Raw genomic sequence first — 14,771 nt, 5'->3', positions numbered from 1 at the left:
CGTTCCTGTCCTGCACGTTCAGGAACGTGGCGTTCCTGAACGTGGCGGAGCGTCAGGCCTCGAACTCGCCTGCGCGGATCCCCGCCAGGAACTCGCCCCAGGCGTGCGCGGAGTGGTGGTGCGGGGGCAAGGCGCGGTCCTTCGTGTCGCGGACGGCGATCCCGCCCGGGATGACCGCGACTTCGATGCAGCCGTCCCCGTTCCCACTGCTCCCGCTGAAGGTGCTCTTCCGCCAGACGACGCCGGCGGGTATCGGGGCGGGCATTGGCACCTCTCGCGGTCGCGACTACGTCTGCGCGGCCACCCGCTCGATCGACGCGACCGACTCGGGCGGCTCGAGTGCGACCGAACGCAGGTGGTCGAACACCAGCCTAGCCCTGCCGACGTCCTCCTTCTTCTCGATGTGCACCGACCCCATCGGGTGCTCGACGTACGCCATGTCGGGCTCCCCGAGCCCTTCGAAGCTCAGGACCGTGAATGCCCCGCCCATGGCGGGGTGGGCGCCGGTGCCGGTCGGCAGCACCTGCAGCTCGACCGAGTCGAGCGCCGCGGCTTCGACGAGGTGCTGGAGCTGAGCGCGCATGACTGTCGGTCCGCCTACCGGGCGGTGCAGCACCGGCTCGTCGATGATCGCCGCAAGGCGGAGCGGGTCGATGGTGGACGTGAGCCGCTCCTGCCTGATCATTCGCACTCGGATTTCGCGCTCGAGGGTCTCCTTCGAGCGACTGCGCAGCGATGACTCGAACATCGCGCGGGCGTAGTCGGAGGTCTGCAGCAGGCCGGGCACGTACGTGACCGTGAAGTCGCGGACCGTGCTGGCCTCCGCCTCCAGTGGCACGTAGCACTTGTCGTCCAGCCCGTACGCCCGCCACCAGCCTTTGACGCTGGCCTCTCGGGTGAGGTCGAGGATCTCGGTCCACCGCGCCCCGCCGACGTCGAACAGGTCGAGCATGCTGCGCACCATGTGCACGTCGACGCCCTGGTGGGCGTTCTCGATGCGGGACAGCTTGCTCGCCGAGACGTCGAGCTGCGGCGCGGCCGCCTCGATCGTCAGGCCGGCGTGCAGCCGCAGCGCACGGAGGGTGCGGGCGAGCTGACGTCTCCGGACCAGGGCACCGCTGCGCAAGCCCCACCCTCCCTGCTCTGTGCGACCGGTCGACGACTCATGGTGGCAGTGGGCGGTGCCAGGTGAAAGATCCGGCCCACGCCGGCCACCCGGACCCTCCTGGGGCATGCAGATCGAGGGGAAACCACGGGACCACATCACCGAGGCCGGGATCGTGATCGCCGGGTGGACCCGGTTGTGGTCGCAGCTGTTGGTGGTGCACGTCGCCGGGCCGGACGGGCGCTGCCGCGGCTGTCCGAGCAGCATGAACGTCGCGCCGCGCTCGCCCTGCCGGCTCGCGGAGCTGGCCGGGGCGGCGCAGCAGGCGCACCGCGCGCAGAGCCGGGAGGGGGCGGTCCGGCTCGCCCCTGATCAAGAGGTGAACCTCAGCTCCACCGCGTCGTGCACGGGGCGGTACCCGATGCGGGGGTAGAGCCGGTTGGTCGTGGGGTTGGCGAGGTCGGTGAAGAGCACTACCCGCTGCGCGCCCGCTTCGAGGGCCCATTGCGACGCGGCGGCCGTCACCGCCGCCGCGTAGCCGTGCCCGCGGTGCTCCGGCGGGGTGTAGACGGGTCCGATCCGGGATGCGCGGGCGATCACCGGCTTCGCACAGGCCTGCGCGACCGGCGCGCCGTCGACCTCCCACAGCAGCTCACCCGCGCCGAGCCGCATCGCGCGGACGACCTGCTCCTCCGCCTCCGCGGTGGTCAGCTCCTCGTGCCCGGCCTCCGTGCCGAACGCCCTGCGCCACGTCCCGAGCAGCGGGACGTCCGCTGCCTCGGCGCGGCGGACCCGGCCGGGGACCGCGCACGGGGGCGTGAGCACGTCCAGCGCGAACAAGCGCATCCGCATCACCGGCTCCGCCCGGCAGCCGGTGCGCGCCGCCCGGGCAGCGCCGAACGCATCGGCCTCGGCCACCGGTCCGCTCGCCCCGCCCGCGGCCGGATCGGCCTCCGCCAGCACCCGCTCCACCGCGGGCGCGAGCCGCGGTGGCACGGCGGAGACGAGGGTGGGGCGGCCCGGCGAGCGCAGCGCAGCGCCCGTCACCTCCCCGGCCTCGTGCACCGTGAGCAGTACCGCGCTCGGCTCACCGCCGCGGTGCATCCCGTCGAGCGCGGTGAGCGCCATGGTGTGGCGCAGCGGGTCGGCCTCCAGGAGCGGACCGGCGGCGGCGGCGAAAGCGGCCGCGTCGTCGTGCAGAACGATCTCCACGACGCCGACCTTGCCGCGTCCGCCCGGTTGCGGCAAAGCCGGTTCGCCGCAACCCGCCTCAGAGCACGGGCAGGTACGTCGCCAGCTCGTAGGGGGTGACCTGGCGGCGGTAGCCGTCCCACTCGCTGCGCTTGTTGCGCAGGAAGAAGTCGAAGACGTGCTCGCCGAGGATCTCGGCCACGAGCTCCGAGTGCTCCATGACCGTCAGCGCCTCCGTGAGGTTCTGCGGCAGCGCCTCGTACCCGAGTGCGCGGCGCTCGGTCTCGGTGAGCGACCAGACGTCGTCCTCGGTGGCGGGCGGCAGCTCGTACCCCTTCTGCACACCGGTGAGGCCGGCGCCGAGGATCACGGCGAAGGCGAGGTAGGGGTTGCACGCGCTGTCGATCGTGCGGATCTCCACCCGGCGCGTGGACGCCTTGCCCGGCGAGTACATCGGCACGCGCACCAGCGCCGACCGGTTGGCATGGCCCCACGAGACCGCGGTGGGCGCCTCGCCGCCGACGATGAGCCGCTTGTAGGAGTTCACCCACTGGTTGGTGACGGCGCTGATCTCCCGGGCGTGCCGCAGCACCCCGGCGACGAACGCCTTGCCGGTCTCGGAGAGCTCGTAGGGGTCGTCCGGGTCGTGGAAGGCGTTGCGGTCGCCCTCGAAGAGCGAGAAGTGCGTGTGCATCGCCGAGCCCGGGTGCTCGGAGAACGGCTTGGGCATGAACGACGCCCGCACGCCCTGGGTGAGCGCGACCTCCTTCACCACGTACCGGAAGGTCATGATGTTGTCGGCCATCGTGAGGGCGTCGGCGTAGCGCAGGTCGATCTCCTGCTGACCGGGCCCGCCCTCGTGGTGGCTGAACTCGACGGAGATCCCCATCGACTCGAGGGTCTCGATCGCGTTGCGCCGGAAGTGCGGTGCGACGTCGTGGCTGGACTGGTCGAAGTAGCCGCCGGAGTCGGCAGGCTCCGGCCGCGACCCGTCGGACGGCAGGCCGCGCAGCAGGTAGAACTCGATCTCCGGGTGCACGTAGCAGGTGAAGCCCGCCTCACCGGCCCGCGACAGCGCACGCCGCAGCACGTGGCGGGGGTCGGCCCACGACGGCGAGCCGTCGGGCATGGCGATGTCGCAGAACATGCGGGCGGAGTAGTGCTCGCCGGGCGCGTTCTCCCAGGGCAGCACCTGGAACGTCGAGGGGTCGGGCCGGGCCACCATGTCCGACTCGTAGACCCGCGCGAAGCCCTCGATCGCGGATCCGTCGAACCCGATGCCCTCGGCGAACGCCCCCTCCAGCTCCGCAGGCGCCACCGCGACCGACTTGAGGAACCCGAGCACGTCGGTGAACCAGAGCCGGACGAACCGGATGTCGCGTTCCTCGAGCGTGCGGAGCACGAACTCCTGCTGTCGGTCCATGGGCGCCGAGCCTAGGAACGTCGGGTTACAGACATGTTTCCTACCTACTCAACGCGTGCGATGTGAGCCACTCGCACCCCCGGACGTGCGACAGCGCCCGTCCATGCCCGGACGGGCGCTGCCATGGTCCGGCCCGCACCCTGCGGTGCGCCCCTCATTCTCACCGGCCCCACCAGCCTTTCGGTGAGGAGGCGCGGGGTGTTACTTGCGTCACCTACCGGGAGTCGGTGCGAGGCTGCAGCGGGCCCCCTCGGGTGGCAACCGCAGGTCGATGAGGTAGGCGCTGACGATGTCGTCGACGCACGTGTTGCCCTGCAGCGCCGCCGTGTGCTGCGCCCCTTCGACCGACAGCAGGCTCCCCGACAGCGCCTTCGCCAGGTCCACGCCTGCCTGGTATGGGGTGGCGGGATCGCCCGTGACCGAGACCGTGAGCGTCGGCGGCAGCCCCTCCACCTGGGGCACGTGCGGCTCGCTCGTGGGCGGCGCGGGCCAGAACGCGCACGGGTCGAGCGCGGCGACGACACCGTGGCCGTCGTCGCGGAACGGCGCCATCTCGTTGGACCGGCGGATCAGCTCGGCCTGCTCACCCCGGTCGGTGATGCGCTCCTCGTCGACGCAGCTGATGGCGACGAACGCCTCGATGCCGTTGCCGTAGTGCCCGTCCGGGTCGCGATCGTTGTACATGTCGGCGAGGCGCATCAGGATCGTGCCGTCGCCGGAGGCGAGCGTGGACAGCCCCCTCGTGAGCAGCGGCCAGAAGTCCGACAGGTACAGCGCCTGGATCGTGCCCGTCACCGCGTCCGGGTAGGAGAGCGTGCGGGCGCCGCCGTCGGCGGGCGCGGGCCGGTCCATGAGCGGCCGCGTGATCGCCTGGAAGTTGGCGGTGGCCCGCGCGGGGTCCTGACCGAGCGGGCAGTTCGGCTCCTTCGCGCAGTCGGCGGCGAAGGCGTCGAAGGCCTGCTGGAATCCTGCGCTCTGGTCGACGGTGCGCTGCACGGTGGTCTGCTCGGGGTCGAGCGCGCCGTCGAGCACGAGCGCCCGCACGTTCTGCGGGTACGCCTCCGCGTACGCGGAGCCGATGCGGGTGCCGTAGGAGTAGCCGAGGTAGGTCAGCTTCTGGTCGCCGAGGACCTGGCGCAGGATGTCGACATCACGGACCACGTCGCGGGTGCCGGCGTTCGCCAGCACGTCGGCGCCGCCGGACCGCTCGGTGCACCGCTGCGCGTACTGCTGGTTCTCCGCCTCCGTCTGCGCGACGCCCTCCGGGGACGGGTCGATGTCCAGGTCGGCGCGCTCGACCTCCCATTCGGCGTCGTTCAGGCAGTCGATGGTCGGCGTGCTCGCCCCGACGCCCCGCGGGTCGAACCCGACCACGTCGAACCGCTCGGAGAGCGGGCTTTTCGCGAGCCGCCGCGACATCGTCGCGCCGAGGCTCATCCCGGACGCCCCCGGTCCACCCGGGTTGACCAGCAACGATCCGATCCGGTCGCCCGTGGCCCGGTGCCGCAGCACGGCGACCTGGGCCGTGCGACCCTCCGGCGCGGCGTAGTCGAGCGGGACCTCGAGGCGTGCGCACTGCAGCGCCTCGTCGTCGAACGACGCGCGGTCGGCAGGGGTACTGGCGTAGTCCACGCACGGGCCCCAGCTGAGCTGCTGGTCGTAGAAGCGCGTGAGCTCGCTCGCCGGCGCCGGTTGCTGCGGGACCACCGCAGGCGCCGCCGGTTGGCTGCATCCCGACAGCGCGAGCGCGGCGGAGCAGGCGGCGACGGCGAAGGGGCGCAGAGCGTCGAGCACGGCGCCAAGCATGCCAGCGCCGGGCGTTCCGGCCCGGTGAACCGCTGCGGGCGCGTCCGGCTAGCGAAGTTCCCGGCCGTGTGAACCTCGTCCCAGCAGCACGCTCGCGCTCCGCCCGCGGTGTCACGCTTCTCCAGGTCATCACCTGACGACCCGGGGACCCGCACGGGCCTCGAGGGAGGACGGACAGCGATGTCTGAGGAGTCCCCGTACCGCACCGTCGAGCGGCCGAAGCGGGTCCGCATCCCGCACCTGCACGCTCTCAAGGAACGCGGCGAGCGCTGGGCCATGCTCACCGCCTACGACGCCTACACCGCGGAGATCTTCGACGAGGCCGGCATCAAGGTGCTCCTCGTCGGCGACTCCGCCGCCAACAACGTCTACGGCTACGAGAACACCCTGCCGGTGACAGTCGAAGAACTGTTGCCGCTGGTCAAGGCCGTGTCGCGGGGCGCTCGGAGCGCGCTCGTGGTGGCCGACCTGCCCTTCGGCAGCTACCAGACCGGCCCCGAGCAGGCGCTCACCACGTCGTTCCGCTTCATGAAGGAAGGCGGCGCGCACGCCGTGAAGCTCGAGGGCGGGGCGCGGTTCGTCCCGCAGGTCGACGCCCTCGTCGGCGCGGGCATCCCGGTGATGGCGCACCTGGGCTTCACCCCGCAGAGCGAGCACGCGCTCGGCGGGTTCCGCGTGCAGGGGCGCGGCGAGGCGGCCGACCGGCTCGTCGAGGACGCCATCGCCCTGCAGCGGGCGGGCGCGTTCGCGGTGGTGCTGGAGATGGTGCCGGCCGACGTCGCGAAGCGCGTCACGGCCGAGCTGGACATCCCGACGATCGGGATCGGCGCAGGCCCGGACTGCGACGCGCAGGTTCTCGTCTGGTCGGACATGGCCGGCATGAACCGGGGACGCAAGCCGCGGTTCGTGAAGCAGTACGCGGACGTGGGCGCGGTGCTCCTGGAGGCGGCACGCCGGTTCGGCGCGGAGGTGGCGGAAGGCCGCTACCCGGCGGAGGAGCACTCCTACACCTGATCCGACGAACGGCGCGTTGGTCGGATAGGTTCCGACGAAACGCGCCGTTCGTCGGAATGGTCAGGGGCGCAGCCCTGCTACCGGCTCGCCTGCGCGGTACAACGCCAGCATCGCGTCGGCCGGGGACTCCCGCCGGAGCCAGCGCTCGCGCAGCCGGGCGAGGCGGGTGAGGTCGGCCGGCCGGTCGGCAAGGGCCCGCTCGGCCGCGTCGAGGAGCTCGCCGGTGCCGGCGTGCACGTCGTCGTCGGCGAGCCCCACCCCGGCCACGTGCTTGTGCAGGCCCGCGTCGGGCGTGGTGCGCCGGCCGGGCAGCGTCTCGTCCAGCACCACGCCGGTGAGCAGGGAGAGCAGCTCGCCGTACAGCTCGGGATCGGGGCAGGCGTCGAACGCCTTGAACTCGATCCGGCCCACCTCTGCGGGCAGGCGCGCCACCTGGGTGAGCGACGGGTCGGCGTCGAGCTGCCCGTCCGGCCCGGAGAGGAACACGAGCGCGGCGGGCCGCACCCCGGTGCGCACCGCCGTGCGCGCCGAGAGCCCACCCCACGGCCCGCCGTCGCGGAACGGGGAGGAGAACGACAAGGGCACGAGCCACGGGCTGTAGTGGGTGAGCTTGCGCCCGGCGTCGACGACCGCCCGCTCGTCGAGGTCGGCGCAGGACAGGTTGAGGTCCGGGCCGTAGGTCGACATGTGCAGGTGCGCCGTGCGCTCCTCCGGCGAGTCCTGCCGGTGGGCCTGCTCCCACGCGTTCAGCGGCGGCTCGATCCGGTACTCCGAGCGGACCGGGTTGAACGCGATCGTCGTGGTGCGCAGCCCGGTGCGGGCCAGCTCCGCGTCCAGGAGCTGCAGGTCGGCGCTCAGCGCGGCGACGGTGTCCTCGATTGAGTCGTGGATGCGGGTGCGGATCTCGAGGCCCTTTGGGTCGCACCGGACGAGGCCACCACGCTCGTCGAACCGCTCGTAGCCCTCGACGTACCACCGCTTGCGCTTGATCCCCTGGTCACCGACGCGCAGGTCGGGGTAGTCGGCCGGGTCCTCCGGCAGCACGTCCACCACGGCCTGCAGCTCGTCGAAGGTGGTCGTCGTGTAGTCCGCGAAACCACCGCTGACGTGCACGAGCGCGATCTCGTGCTCGATGCCGTAGCGGAACGCACGCTCGGGCACCGGCCCACCTCCCGGGGTCGTCGGCGGACCGCCCGCCGCAGGCGAGAGTAGCCGCGCCGGACGGGCCGAATCAGGCCGCGGCGAACTCGATCCGGCCGGTCTCCGGATCGGCGGCGATGAGCCGCACGCGCACGACCGCGCCCGCCGTGAGCGCACCCGCGCAGTGCGCGAGCACGGGCGGGTCGGGCACGTAGATCTCGCCGCCATCGCCGTCCGCGCGCAGGACCACCCCGTCGAACTCCCGCCCGACGCTCCCGGAGAGCAGCGCGGCCTCGGTGCGGTCCATGCAGGCCCGGTCCACGCGCGAGGCCAGCGTGTCCGACTCGTCCATCGCGTCGGGCACCGTCGGCAACGCCGTCCGGAGCCACTCGGGCAGCTCGGTGCCTGCCGTGACCGCCAGGCAGACCTCCGTGGCGAACCGGTCGGCGAGCCGCCGCAGCGGGGCCGTGACGTGGGCGTACGGCGCCCCGACTCCGGCGTGCCCGGCATCGGCGGGTGGCTGCGTGCCCGCGGAGCGGTCGAACGCGCGGTAGCCCGCCCCGCGCAGCAGCGTGGTGGCCGCGCGGCGCACCGCGAGAGCGGCAGGCGTGTCCGCCGGCAACCCCGCGAGCAGCTCGGCCACCGGCGCGTCATCGGGCCAGCCGAAGCCCAGCTCGCGCGCCGCGCGGCGGAACGCGCCCAGCGAATCGGGATCCGGCGCCGGGAGCGTGCGGAGCAGGCCGACGCCGGCGTCGAGCATGATCCGGGCGGCCGCCATGCCGGTGAGCAGGGAGATCTCCGCGTTCCACGACTCCACGTCGAGCCGGCGGCGCACACGCACGGTCCAGCCGCCGGACCCGTCGGGCACGACCTCCTGCTCGGGGAGCTCCAGCTCGATCGCCCCGCGTCGCAACGCGTGCGCCCGGCGCAGCGGCCCGAGCTCGGGGAGCGCGGCGAGCGCCGGGTGCACCCGGCCCGCCGCCAGGTCGGCCTGCACGCCCGCGTAGTCCAGCCGTGCGCGCGACCGCACCACCGCCCGCTCCACGGACATCGCGACCTGCTCGCCCGCGTCGTCGAGGTCGAACGTCCACAGCACCGCCGCGCGCGGCCCGTCCGCGAGCAGGCTGGCCGCGTCCTCGGACAGCACCGGCGGGTGCAGCGGCACCGACCCGTCCGGCAGGTAGATCGTCTGCCCGCGCCGCCGCACCTCGGCGTCGAGCGCTCCGCCGGGCCGCACGACCGCTCCGAGGTCGGCGATCGCGTAGTGCACCCGGAACCCGGACCCGCGCCGCACGACGCCGACCGCCTGGTCGAGGTCCTTCGAACCCGGTGGGTCGATGGTCACCAGCTCGACGTCCGTGGCGTCCCGCCGCCCGGGCCCCGGACCGGGCCGATCCGCCGCGGCCCTCGCGGCCTCCGCCAGCACCGCGGGCGGAAAGGCGTCGGGGAGCGCGAACTCGGCGCGGACGGCGGCGAAGTCCGGGGCGGGACGCGGCGACGCATGCACGGCCGGAGCCTCCCACGGACCGCCGCGCGACCGCGACGGACGCGCACGCCCGGACTGGTCCGTCAGAGCCAGCGGGGCAGGGCGGGGAGCTTCCTGCCGGCGGAGCTGCGCAGGTCGCGGCCCTTGCTGCGCCCCAGCAGCCAGGCGGCGAGGCCGGGTGCGGGGCCGGTGACGGTCGTCGCCTCGGCCCGGTCACCGACGTCCCACGCGGAACCGTCCTCGGCCACGAGGCGCAGGGCGGGGCAGTCCGGCTTCTCCCCCATCGCGGCGGTGACGTCGGTGAGCAGTGCGACCACCATCGGGGCGGGCATGTCGGCGAACGAGGCACCGACGTCGAGGTCCACGGCGTGGATCCACATCTCCCGGGCACGCAGCCACGGGATGTCGATGGCGAGCAGGTCACGGCCCTGCGCGTTCTGGACGTGCACCGACCAGGCGGACTCCGGCATCGCCCGCACCACCTGGGCCAGCCGGTCGGACGACTCCACGACGTCCGCCCGGATCTCCACGGGCGCCCGGTGCGCACCGGCCTCGATGTCGGCGTCGCGCTGCTCGCGGCTCGCGTATGCGGGGGTACGGACGCCGGTCCGCGCCCAGGTCAGCAGGTTGATCATCGCGTCGGCGTTGCGCGCGACGTGGGTCAGGACGTGGGCCCGGCTCCACCCCGGCAGCGCGGACGGCGCCGCGAACGCGTCCTCACCCATCCGCATCATGAGGCCGCGCAGGTGGGCGGCACCGTCGCCGGCCCATGCGAGCGTGTGGGCCAGGGAGCGGGCGCCCGCAGACCTCACAGGCTGTTTCACGGCGCCGCCTCGAGGCGGCAGGTGTTGCGGCACTCGCCGATGCCCTCGATGCGGGTGACGAGCTCCGCCCCGTCCGTGAGGTAGCGCGGCGGCTTGCGGGCGTGGCCGACCCCACCGGGGGTGCCGGTAGCGATCACGTCGCCCGGGTTCAGCGTCACGATGCCGGACAGGTAGACGATCAGGTCCACCGGCGAGAACACGAGCTCCTCGGTGGAGGAGCGCTGCATCGTCTCGCCGTCGAGCACGGTGGAGACCTCCCAGCCGCCTTCCGGGAGCTCGTCGGGCGTCACGAGCCACGGCCCGAGCGGGGTGGTGCGCTCGAACGTCTTGCCCTGGAGGAACTGCGACGTGCGGCGCTGGAAGTCGCGCACGCTCACGTCGTTGAGCACGGTGTAGCCGGCGATCGCCGCTTCGGCCTGCTCCGGCGTGGCGTGCCGCACCGACCGGCCGATCACGACCGTCAGCTCGACCTCCCAGTCGATCGCCGTCGACGCGCGCGGCAGGACGATGTCGTCGTGGGCGCCGACGAGGGCCGGGGCGAACTTCGCGAAGACCGTCGGGTGGTCGGGCAGCTGGTTGCCCATCTCGAGGACGTGGTCGCGGTAGTTCAGGCCGACACAGATGATCTTCTCGGGCGACGGCACGAGCGGTGCGTAGTCCAGGCCGTCCAGCGAGTGCGACGGTCCGGCCGCCGCAGCTGCGTGCGCGGCCCAGTCGGGCCGTTCCAGGAGCGCGCGGACGTCCGCCTGCCCCGTCTCCACCGCCCCGGTCGCATCCACCCGGACGGCACGGTTGCCCGTCGCCGTCCGGATCGTCGCCAGCCTCATTCCCTCACCTCACGGGTCGTCACGGCGGGCAGTCTCGTCCAGCCGGCCGCGTGGCACACGATCGGGGGGCCGCACACCGCGGATCCGGCACCCGTGACCGAAAGACAGGAACCTGGATACCGCTGGAGCATCGGACAATGCCCAACCGGTGTTGGACCGGCATCGATCGGCGCCCCATTCTTGCGCGGGACGCGCCGACGGAGGCTGACGGTATGGGCACGCGCAGCGAGGGTCCCGCACTGGGTCGACGAAGGTTCGTGGTGCTGATGGCGGGAGTCGCGGCCACTGCGACGACGGGAGTCGCGTGCGCTCCGGCCGAGCCGGCCCGCACCGTCTTCTACGCCTCCGTCGGCGCCGAGCTCGGTTCGTACGCGGTGGACGAGAACGCGTTGACCCTCACCCGGGACGGCGTCATCCGCGCCCCCGACCTCGTGCAGTACACCTGGGTGCACCCCTCGTCACCGGTGATGTACGTGGCCTACAGCAACCGGTCCACGGCGAACGACAACCACGGCGTCGCCGCGTACCGGATCGACCGCGGAACCGGACGGCTCACCGAGCTCAACCGGCCGCTCACCCTCGACAACCGGCCGATCCACATCACCGTGCACCCCGACGGGCGCCATCTCCTGATCGCCTACAACCAGCCCTCGACCCTGACCGTGCACGCGCTGAACGCCGACGGCTCGATCGGCGACCCGGTCGACCAGCGAGAACCCGTCGACGCCGGCACCTACGCCCACCAGGTCCGGGTCCCACCGTCCTGGAACCTCGTCGTGCTCAGCGCCCGCGGCAGCGACGCCACCGCCACCGCACCCGCCGCCCCCGGAGCGCTCAAGGTGTTCCGGTTCTCCGACGGGCAGCTGTCGAACGAGGAATCGGTCACCAACGGCGACGGATCGGCCTTCGGCCCACGGCACGTGGACTTCCACCCGACGCAGCCGTGGATGTACGTCTCGATGGAGCGGAACAACGAACTGCTGACCTACGGGGTCCAGGACGACGGGATCACCCCGTCCCCGCTGTTCACGAAGGCGACGGTGGGCCGACCCGAGCTACGAGCGCCCGCGCAGTACCTCGGACCGATCCACGTCCATCCGAGCGGGAGGTTCGTCTACGTGGTCAACCGCTCCGACGGCACCGTCGACTTCGGGGGCGAGAAGGTGCACGGCCCCGGCGAGAACACCGTGGCCGTCTTCTCCATCGACGAGAACAGCGGGGAACCCGCCCTCGTCCATAGCGTCGGCATCGACGCCTACCACGCACGCACCTTCTCGATCCACCCGAGCGGGAAGATGCTGGTGACCGCGGCCGTCGCCCCGCTGTCCGAACGGAACGGCGATCAGGTGCGCGACGTGCCGGCCGGACTGTCGGTGTTCGGGATCGGCGACGACGGACGGCTGACGTTCGCGCGCAAGTACGACGTCGACGTCACCGGCGGCCCGCTGTTCTGGTGCGGCATGGTCTCGCTGTGAGCTGACCCCGACTCGCGGGGACGGGCATCCCCGGCCCCGCGAGTCGCGGTGTCAGATGGTGCCCTCCTCGACGGCCCCGACGCCGTCCGCGCCGCGGACCGGGAGCGTCGCGAACACCGCGGGAGGCTCCCGCCACGGGTCGGCCGGCTGCCCGGCCCGCGCGTCCTGCACCGCCCGCCACACCCGTTCCGGCGTGCACGGCAGGTCGACGTGCCGCACCCCGAGCGCGCTCAGCGCGTCTACAACGGCGTTCTGCACGGCCGGCGTCGAGCCCACCGTCGCCGACTCGCCGATCCCCTTCGCCCCGAGCGGGTTCAGCGGGGTGGGCGTCTCGGTGTTGGCGGTCTCGAACATCATCAGGTCGGCCGCGCTCGGCATCCGGTAGTCGGCGAGGGTGCCGGTGAGCGGCTGGCCGTCCGGGTCGTAGACGACCTCCTCGTAGAGCGCCTGCGCGATCCCCTGCGCCAGCCCGCCGTGCTGCTGGCCCTCGACCAGGAGCGGGTTGAGCACGCGCCCGCAGTCGTCAACTGCGACGTGGCGCCGCGGCGTGACCTGCCCGGTGTCCGTGTCGACCTCCACCACCGCCACGTGCGCCCCGAAGGGGAACGTGGCGCCGTCCTGGTGGAAGTCCAGCCCCGCGAAGATCTGCTCTCCGTCGGCCTCGGCCCCGCTCGCGACCTGCGCCCACGTGAGCGTCACGGACGGCACGCCGACCACGCCGAACTCGCCGTCGTCGGTGAGCTGCACGTCGTCGACCGACGCCTCCAGCATCGCGGCGGCGCGCCTGCGACCCTGTTCGAGCACGTCGTCGGCCGCGGCCCCCACGGCGTTGCCCGCCATCTGCAGCGACCGCGACCCACCCGTGCCGCCGCCGCGCGGCACCGTGGCCGTGTCGGACTGCACGAACCGGATCTTCTCCACCGGGATGCCCAGCCGGTCGCTCGCGACCATGGCGAACGCGGTGGCGTGGCCCTGGCCGTGGGCGGAGGTGCCCGCCGAGATCGTCGCCGAGCCGTCGGGGTGCACGGTGACCGAGCCGAACTCGTCGCCCGCACCGCCGGTGATCTCGACGTACACGCTGAGGCCGATCCCCAGCTGCACCGGGTCACCGGCCTCGCGACGGGCGGCCTGCTCCTCACGGAGCTTCTCGTAGTCGACGAGCCGCAGGGCCTCGCGCAGCGACAGGTCGTAGTCGCCGACGTCGTAGCGCACGCCGGAGAGGGTCTCGTACGGGAACTCGTCGGGCCGGATGAAGTTGCGCCGCCGCAGCTCGACCGGGTCCATGCCCAGCTCGGCCGCGGCGATGTCCATCATCCGCTCGATGTGCGCCGTGGCCTCCGGGCGGCCCGCGCCGCGGAAGGCGCCCATCGGCGTGGTGTTGGTGAGCGCGACCGCGCCGTCGAACGCGAGCTTCGGGATCCGGTACACGCCGGTGGCCATCGTGTGCGTGGACAGGAACACCAGGCCGCCGCCGAACCCGGCGTACGCGCCCGCGTCGCCGATGACCCGCGCCCGCAACCCGGTGATCACGCCGTCGCGCGTGAGGCCCAGCTCGTAGTAGGCGACCTGCCCGCGCCCCTGGGGCATCGACACCAGGTTCTCCGAGCGGGTCTCCACCCAGGTCACGGGCCGGCCGAGCGCCCTCGCGACCCCGACGGCCGCGGTGTGCTCGGCGAGCATGCCCGCCTTGCCCCCGAACCCGCCGCCGACGTGGGGCGCGATCACCCGCACCCGGTCCTGCTCCAGCCCGAACAGCTGCGCCGCCTGCCCGCGGAAGCCGTGCGGCATCTGCGTGGAGACCCAGATCGTGAGGTCGTGGTCAGCGCCCTCGTAGCCACAGGGGAGGACGGCGATCGCGTTGCCCTCCATGGGCATCACGGCGAGGCGCTGGTTCACCAGCCGGGCCCGCACGACCACGTCGGCGTCGGAGAGCACGTCGGCGTCTGCCGACCGCTCCCCCTTGGCGAGGTTGGTGCCCAGCTGCGGGAACTGCAGCTCCGCGTCCGGCTCGAGCGCTGCCTCCATGTCGACGACGGCGGGCAGCGGGTCGTAGTCGACCTCCACCAGCTCGACCGCGTCGACGGCGGCGGCCTTCGACTCGGCGACGATGACGGCGACCGCCTCCCCGACGAAGCGGACGCGGTCGGTGGCGAGCGGCGGGCGCGGCACGTCCTCGTTCACCACGAAGAGGCCGTGGTGGGCCGGCAGGTCGAGATCGGCGGCCGTGTACACGGCGACGACGCCCGGCGCCGCAGCTGCTGCCGAGGTGTCGATCCCGGTGATCACGGCGTGGGCGAGCGGGGAACGCACGAACGCGAGGTGCAGGACGCCTTCGAGGGCGAGGTTTCCGACGTAGGTGCTTGCGCCGGTGATGAGGTCACGGTCCTCCACGCGGCGTACGGAGGTACCGAGAATCGATCCAGGCATGCAATGACCCTACGGTCCGCGAGCGGGTGCTGCCCAGAAGTTGACGCGGGGCC

Annotated in this window: 13 protein-coding genes; 3 read left to right on the top strand and 10 right to left on the bottom strand. The window is 72.9% G+C overall.

The window, feature by feature from the left end; genetic code table 11:
- Positions 1 to 52 precede the first annotated feature (52 nt).
- Positions 53 to 265 (bottom strand): DUF397 domain-containing protein, encoded by a 213-nt coding sequence (locus tag FB388_RS06755; RefSeq protein WP_142098378.1) that lies wholly within the window; start codon positions 263 to 265, stop codon positions 53 to 55.
- Positions 266 to 286: 21 nt separating this feature from the next.
- Positions 287 to 1,126, bottom strand: coding sequence for a helix-turn-helix domain-containing protein (locus tag FB388_RS06750; protein WP_211361798.1), 840 nt, complete (start codon positions 1,124 to 1,126; stop codon positions 287 to 289).
- Positions 1,127 to 1,232: 106 nt separating this feature from the next.
- Here FB388_RS06750 and FB388_RS06745 point away from each other — a divergent pair, with 106 nt between their 5' ends.
- On the top strand, positions 1,233 to 1,538 hold the full coding sequence (locus FB388_RS06745; RefSeq protein WP_142098372.1) for a hypothetical protein: 306 nt from the start codon (positions 1,233 to 1,235) through the stop codon (positions 1,536 to 1,538).
- Here FB388_RS06745 and FB388_RS06740 read toward each other — a convergent pair.
- The 3 genes from FB388_RS06740 to FB388_RS06730 all read right to left on the bottom strand — a co-directional run bounded on the left by FB388_RS06740 (position 1,478) and on the right by FB388_RS06730 (position 5,513).
- The gene (locus FB388_RS06740; protein ID WP_142098368.1) at positions 1,478 to 2,317 is read right to left on the bottom strand and encodes a GNAT family N-acetyltransferase; all 840 of its coding nucleotides are present in this window, start codon (positions 2,315 to 2,317) and stop codon (positions 1,478 to 1,480) included. The genes FB388_RS06745 and FB388_RS06740 overlap by 61 nt on opposite strands.
- Before the next feature lie 58 nt (positions 2,318 to 2,375).
- A complete protein-coding gene (glnA, locus tag FB388_RS06735; RefSeq protein WP_142098365.1) occupies positions 2,376 to 3,719 on the bottom strand; it encodes a type I glutamate--ammonia ligase in 1,344 nt (447 codons plus the stop codon).
- Positions 3,720 to 3,929: 210 nt separating this feature from the next.
- Entirely contained in the window at positions 3,930 to 5,513 is a 1,584-nt protein-coding gene (locus FB388_RS06730) for an alpha/beta hydrolase (protein WP_246121684.1), read from the bottom strand.
- A 192-nt stretch (positions 5,514 to 5,705) separates the two neighbouring features.
- Between FB388_RS06730 and panB the strand changes: the two genes are divergently transcribed.
- Complete coding sequence (panB, locus tag FB388_RS06725) at positions 5,706 to 6,539, top strand: 3-methyl-2-oxobutanoate hydroxymethyltransferase (RefSeq protein WP_142098359.1); 834 nt, start codon at positions 5,706 to 5,708, stop codon at positions 6,537 to 6,539.
- A 60-nt stretch (positions 6,540 to 6,599) separates the two neighbouring features.
- Here panB and FB388_RS06720 read toward each other — a convergent pair whose 3' ends face one another.
- From FB388_RS06720 to FB388_RS06705, 4 genes are all read right to left on the bottom strand, one after another.
- Positions 6,600 to 7,700 carry a glutamate-cysteine ligase family protein gene (locus FB388_RS06720; protein ID WP_142098356.1) on the bottom strand — a complete coding sequence of 367 codons (1,101 nt, stop codon included), beginning with the start codon at positions 7,698 to 7,700 and terminating at the stop codon, positions 6,600 to 6,602.
- A gap of 70 nt (positions 7,701 to 7,770) precedes the next feature.
- Positions 7,771 to 9,186, bottom strand: a complete 1,416-nt coding sequence (locus tag FB388_RS06715) for an RNB domain-containing ribonuclease (RefSeq protein ID WP_142098353.1) — start codon at positions 9,184 to 9,186, stop codon at positions 7,771 to 7,773.
- A 62-nt stretch (positions 9,187 to 9,248) separates the two neighbouring features.
- On the bottom strand, positions 9,249 to 9,989 hold the full coding sequence (locus FB388_RS06710) for a maleylpyruvate isomerase family mycothiol-dependent enzyme (RefSeq protein WP_246121682.1): 741 nt from the start codon (positions 9,987 to 9,989) through the stop codon (positions 9,249 to 9,251).
- Positions 9,986 to 10,816 carry a fumarylacetoacetate hydrolase family protein gene (locus FB388_RS06705; RefSeq protein ID WP_142098350.1) on the bottom strand — a complete coding sequence of 277 codons (831 nt, stop codon included), beginning with the start codon at positions 10,814 to 10,816 and terminating at the stop codon, positions 9,986 to 9,988. The genes FB388_RS06710 and FB388_RS06705 overlap by 4 nt, the downstream gene beginning before the upstream one ends.
- A gap of 212 nt (positions 10,817 to 11,028) precedes the next feature.
- On the opposite strand from FB388_RS06705, the gene FB388_RS06700 reads away from it, so the two are divergent.
- On the top strand, positions 11,029 to 12,291 hold the full coding sequence (locus tag FB388_RS06700) for a lactonase family protein (RefSeq protein WP_170225504.1): 1,263 nt from the start codon (positions 11,029 to 11,031) through the stop codon (positions 12,289 to 12,291).
- A 51-nt stretch (positions 12,292 to 12,342) separates the two neighbouring features.
- Here the strand turns inward: FB388_RS06700 and FB388_RS06695 are convergent, their stop codons facing one another.
- A complete protein-coding gene (locus FB388_RS06695; RefSeq protein WP_142098345.1) occupies positions 12,343 to 14,718 on the bottom strand; it encodes a xanthine dehydrogenase family protein molybdopterin-binding subunit in 2,376 nt (791 codons plus the stop codon).
- Positions 14,719 to 14,771: the final 53 nt, after the last annotated feature.

The sequence above is a fragment of the Pseudonocardia cypriaca genome, from assembly GCF_006717045.1.
GTDB lineage: Bacteria > Actinomycetota > Actinomycetes > Mycobacteriales > Pseudonocardiaceae > Pseudonocardia > Pseudonocardia cypriaca.
The sequence above is the reverse complement of the archived record's forward strand: the minus strand, read 5'-3'. Positions and strand labels throughout refer to the sequence as shown.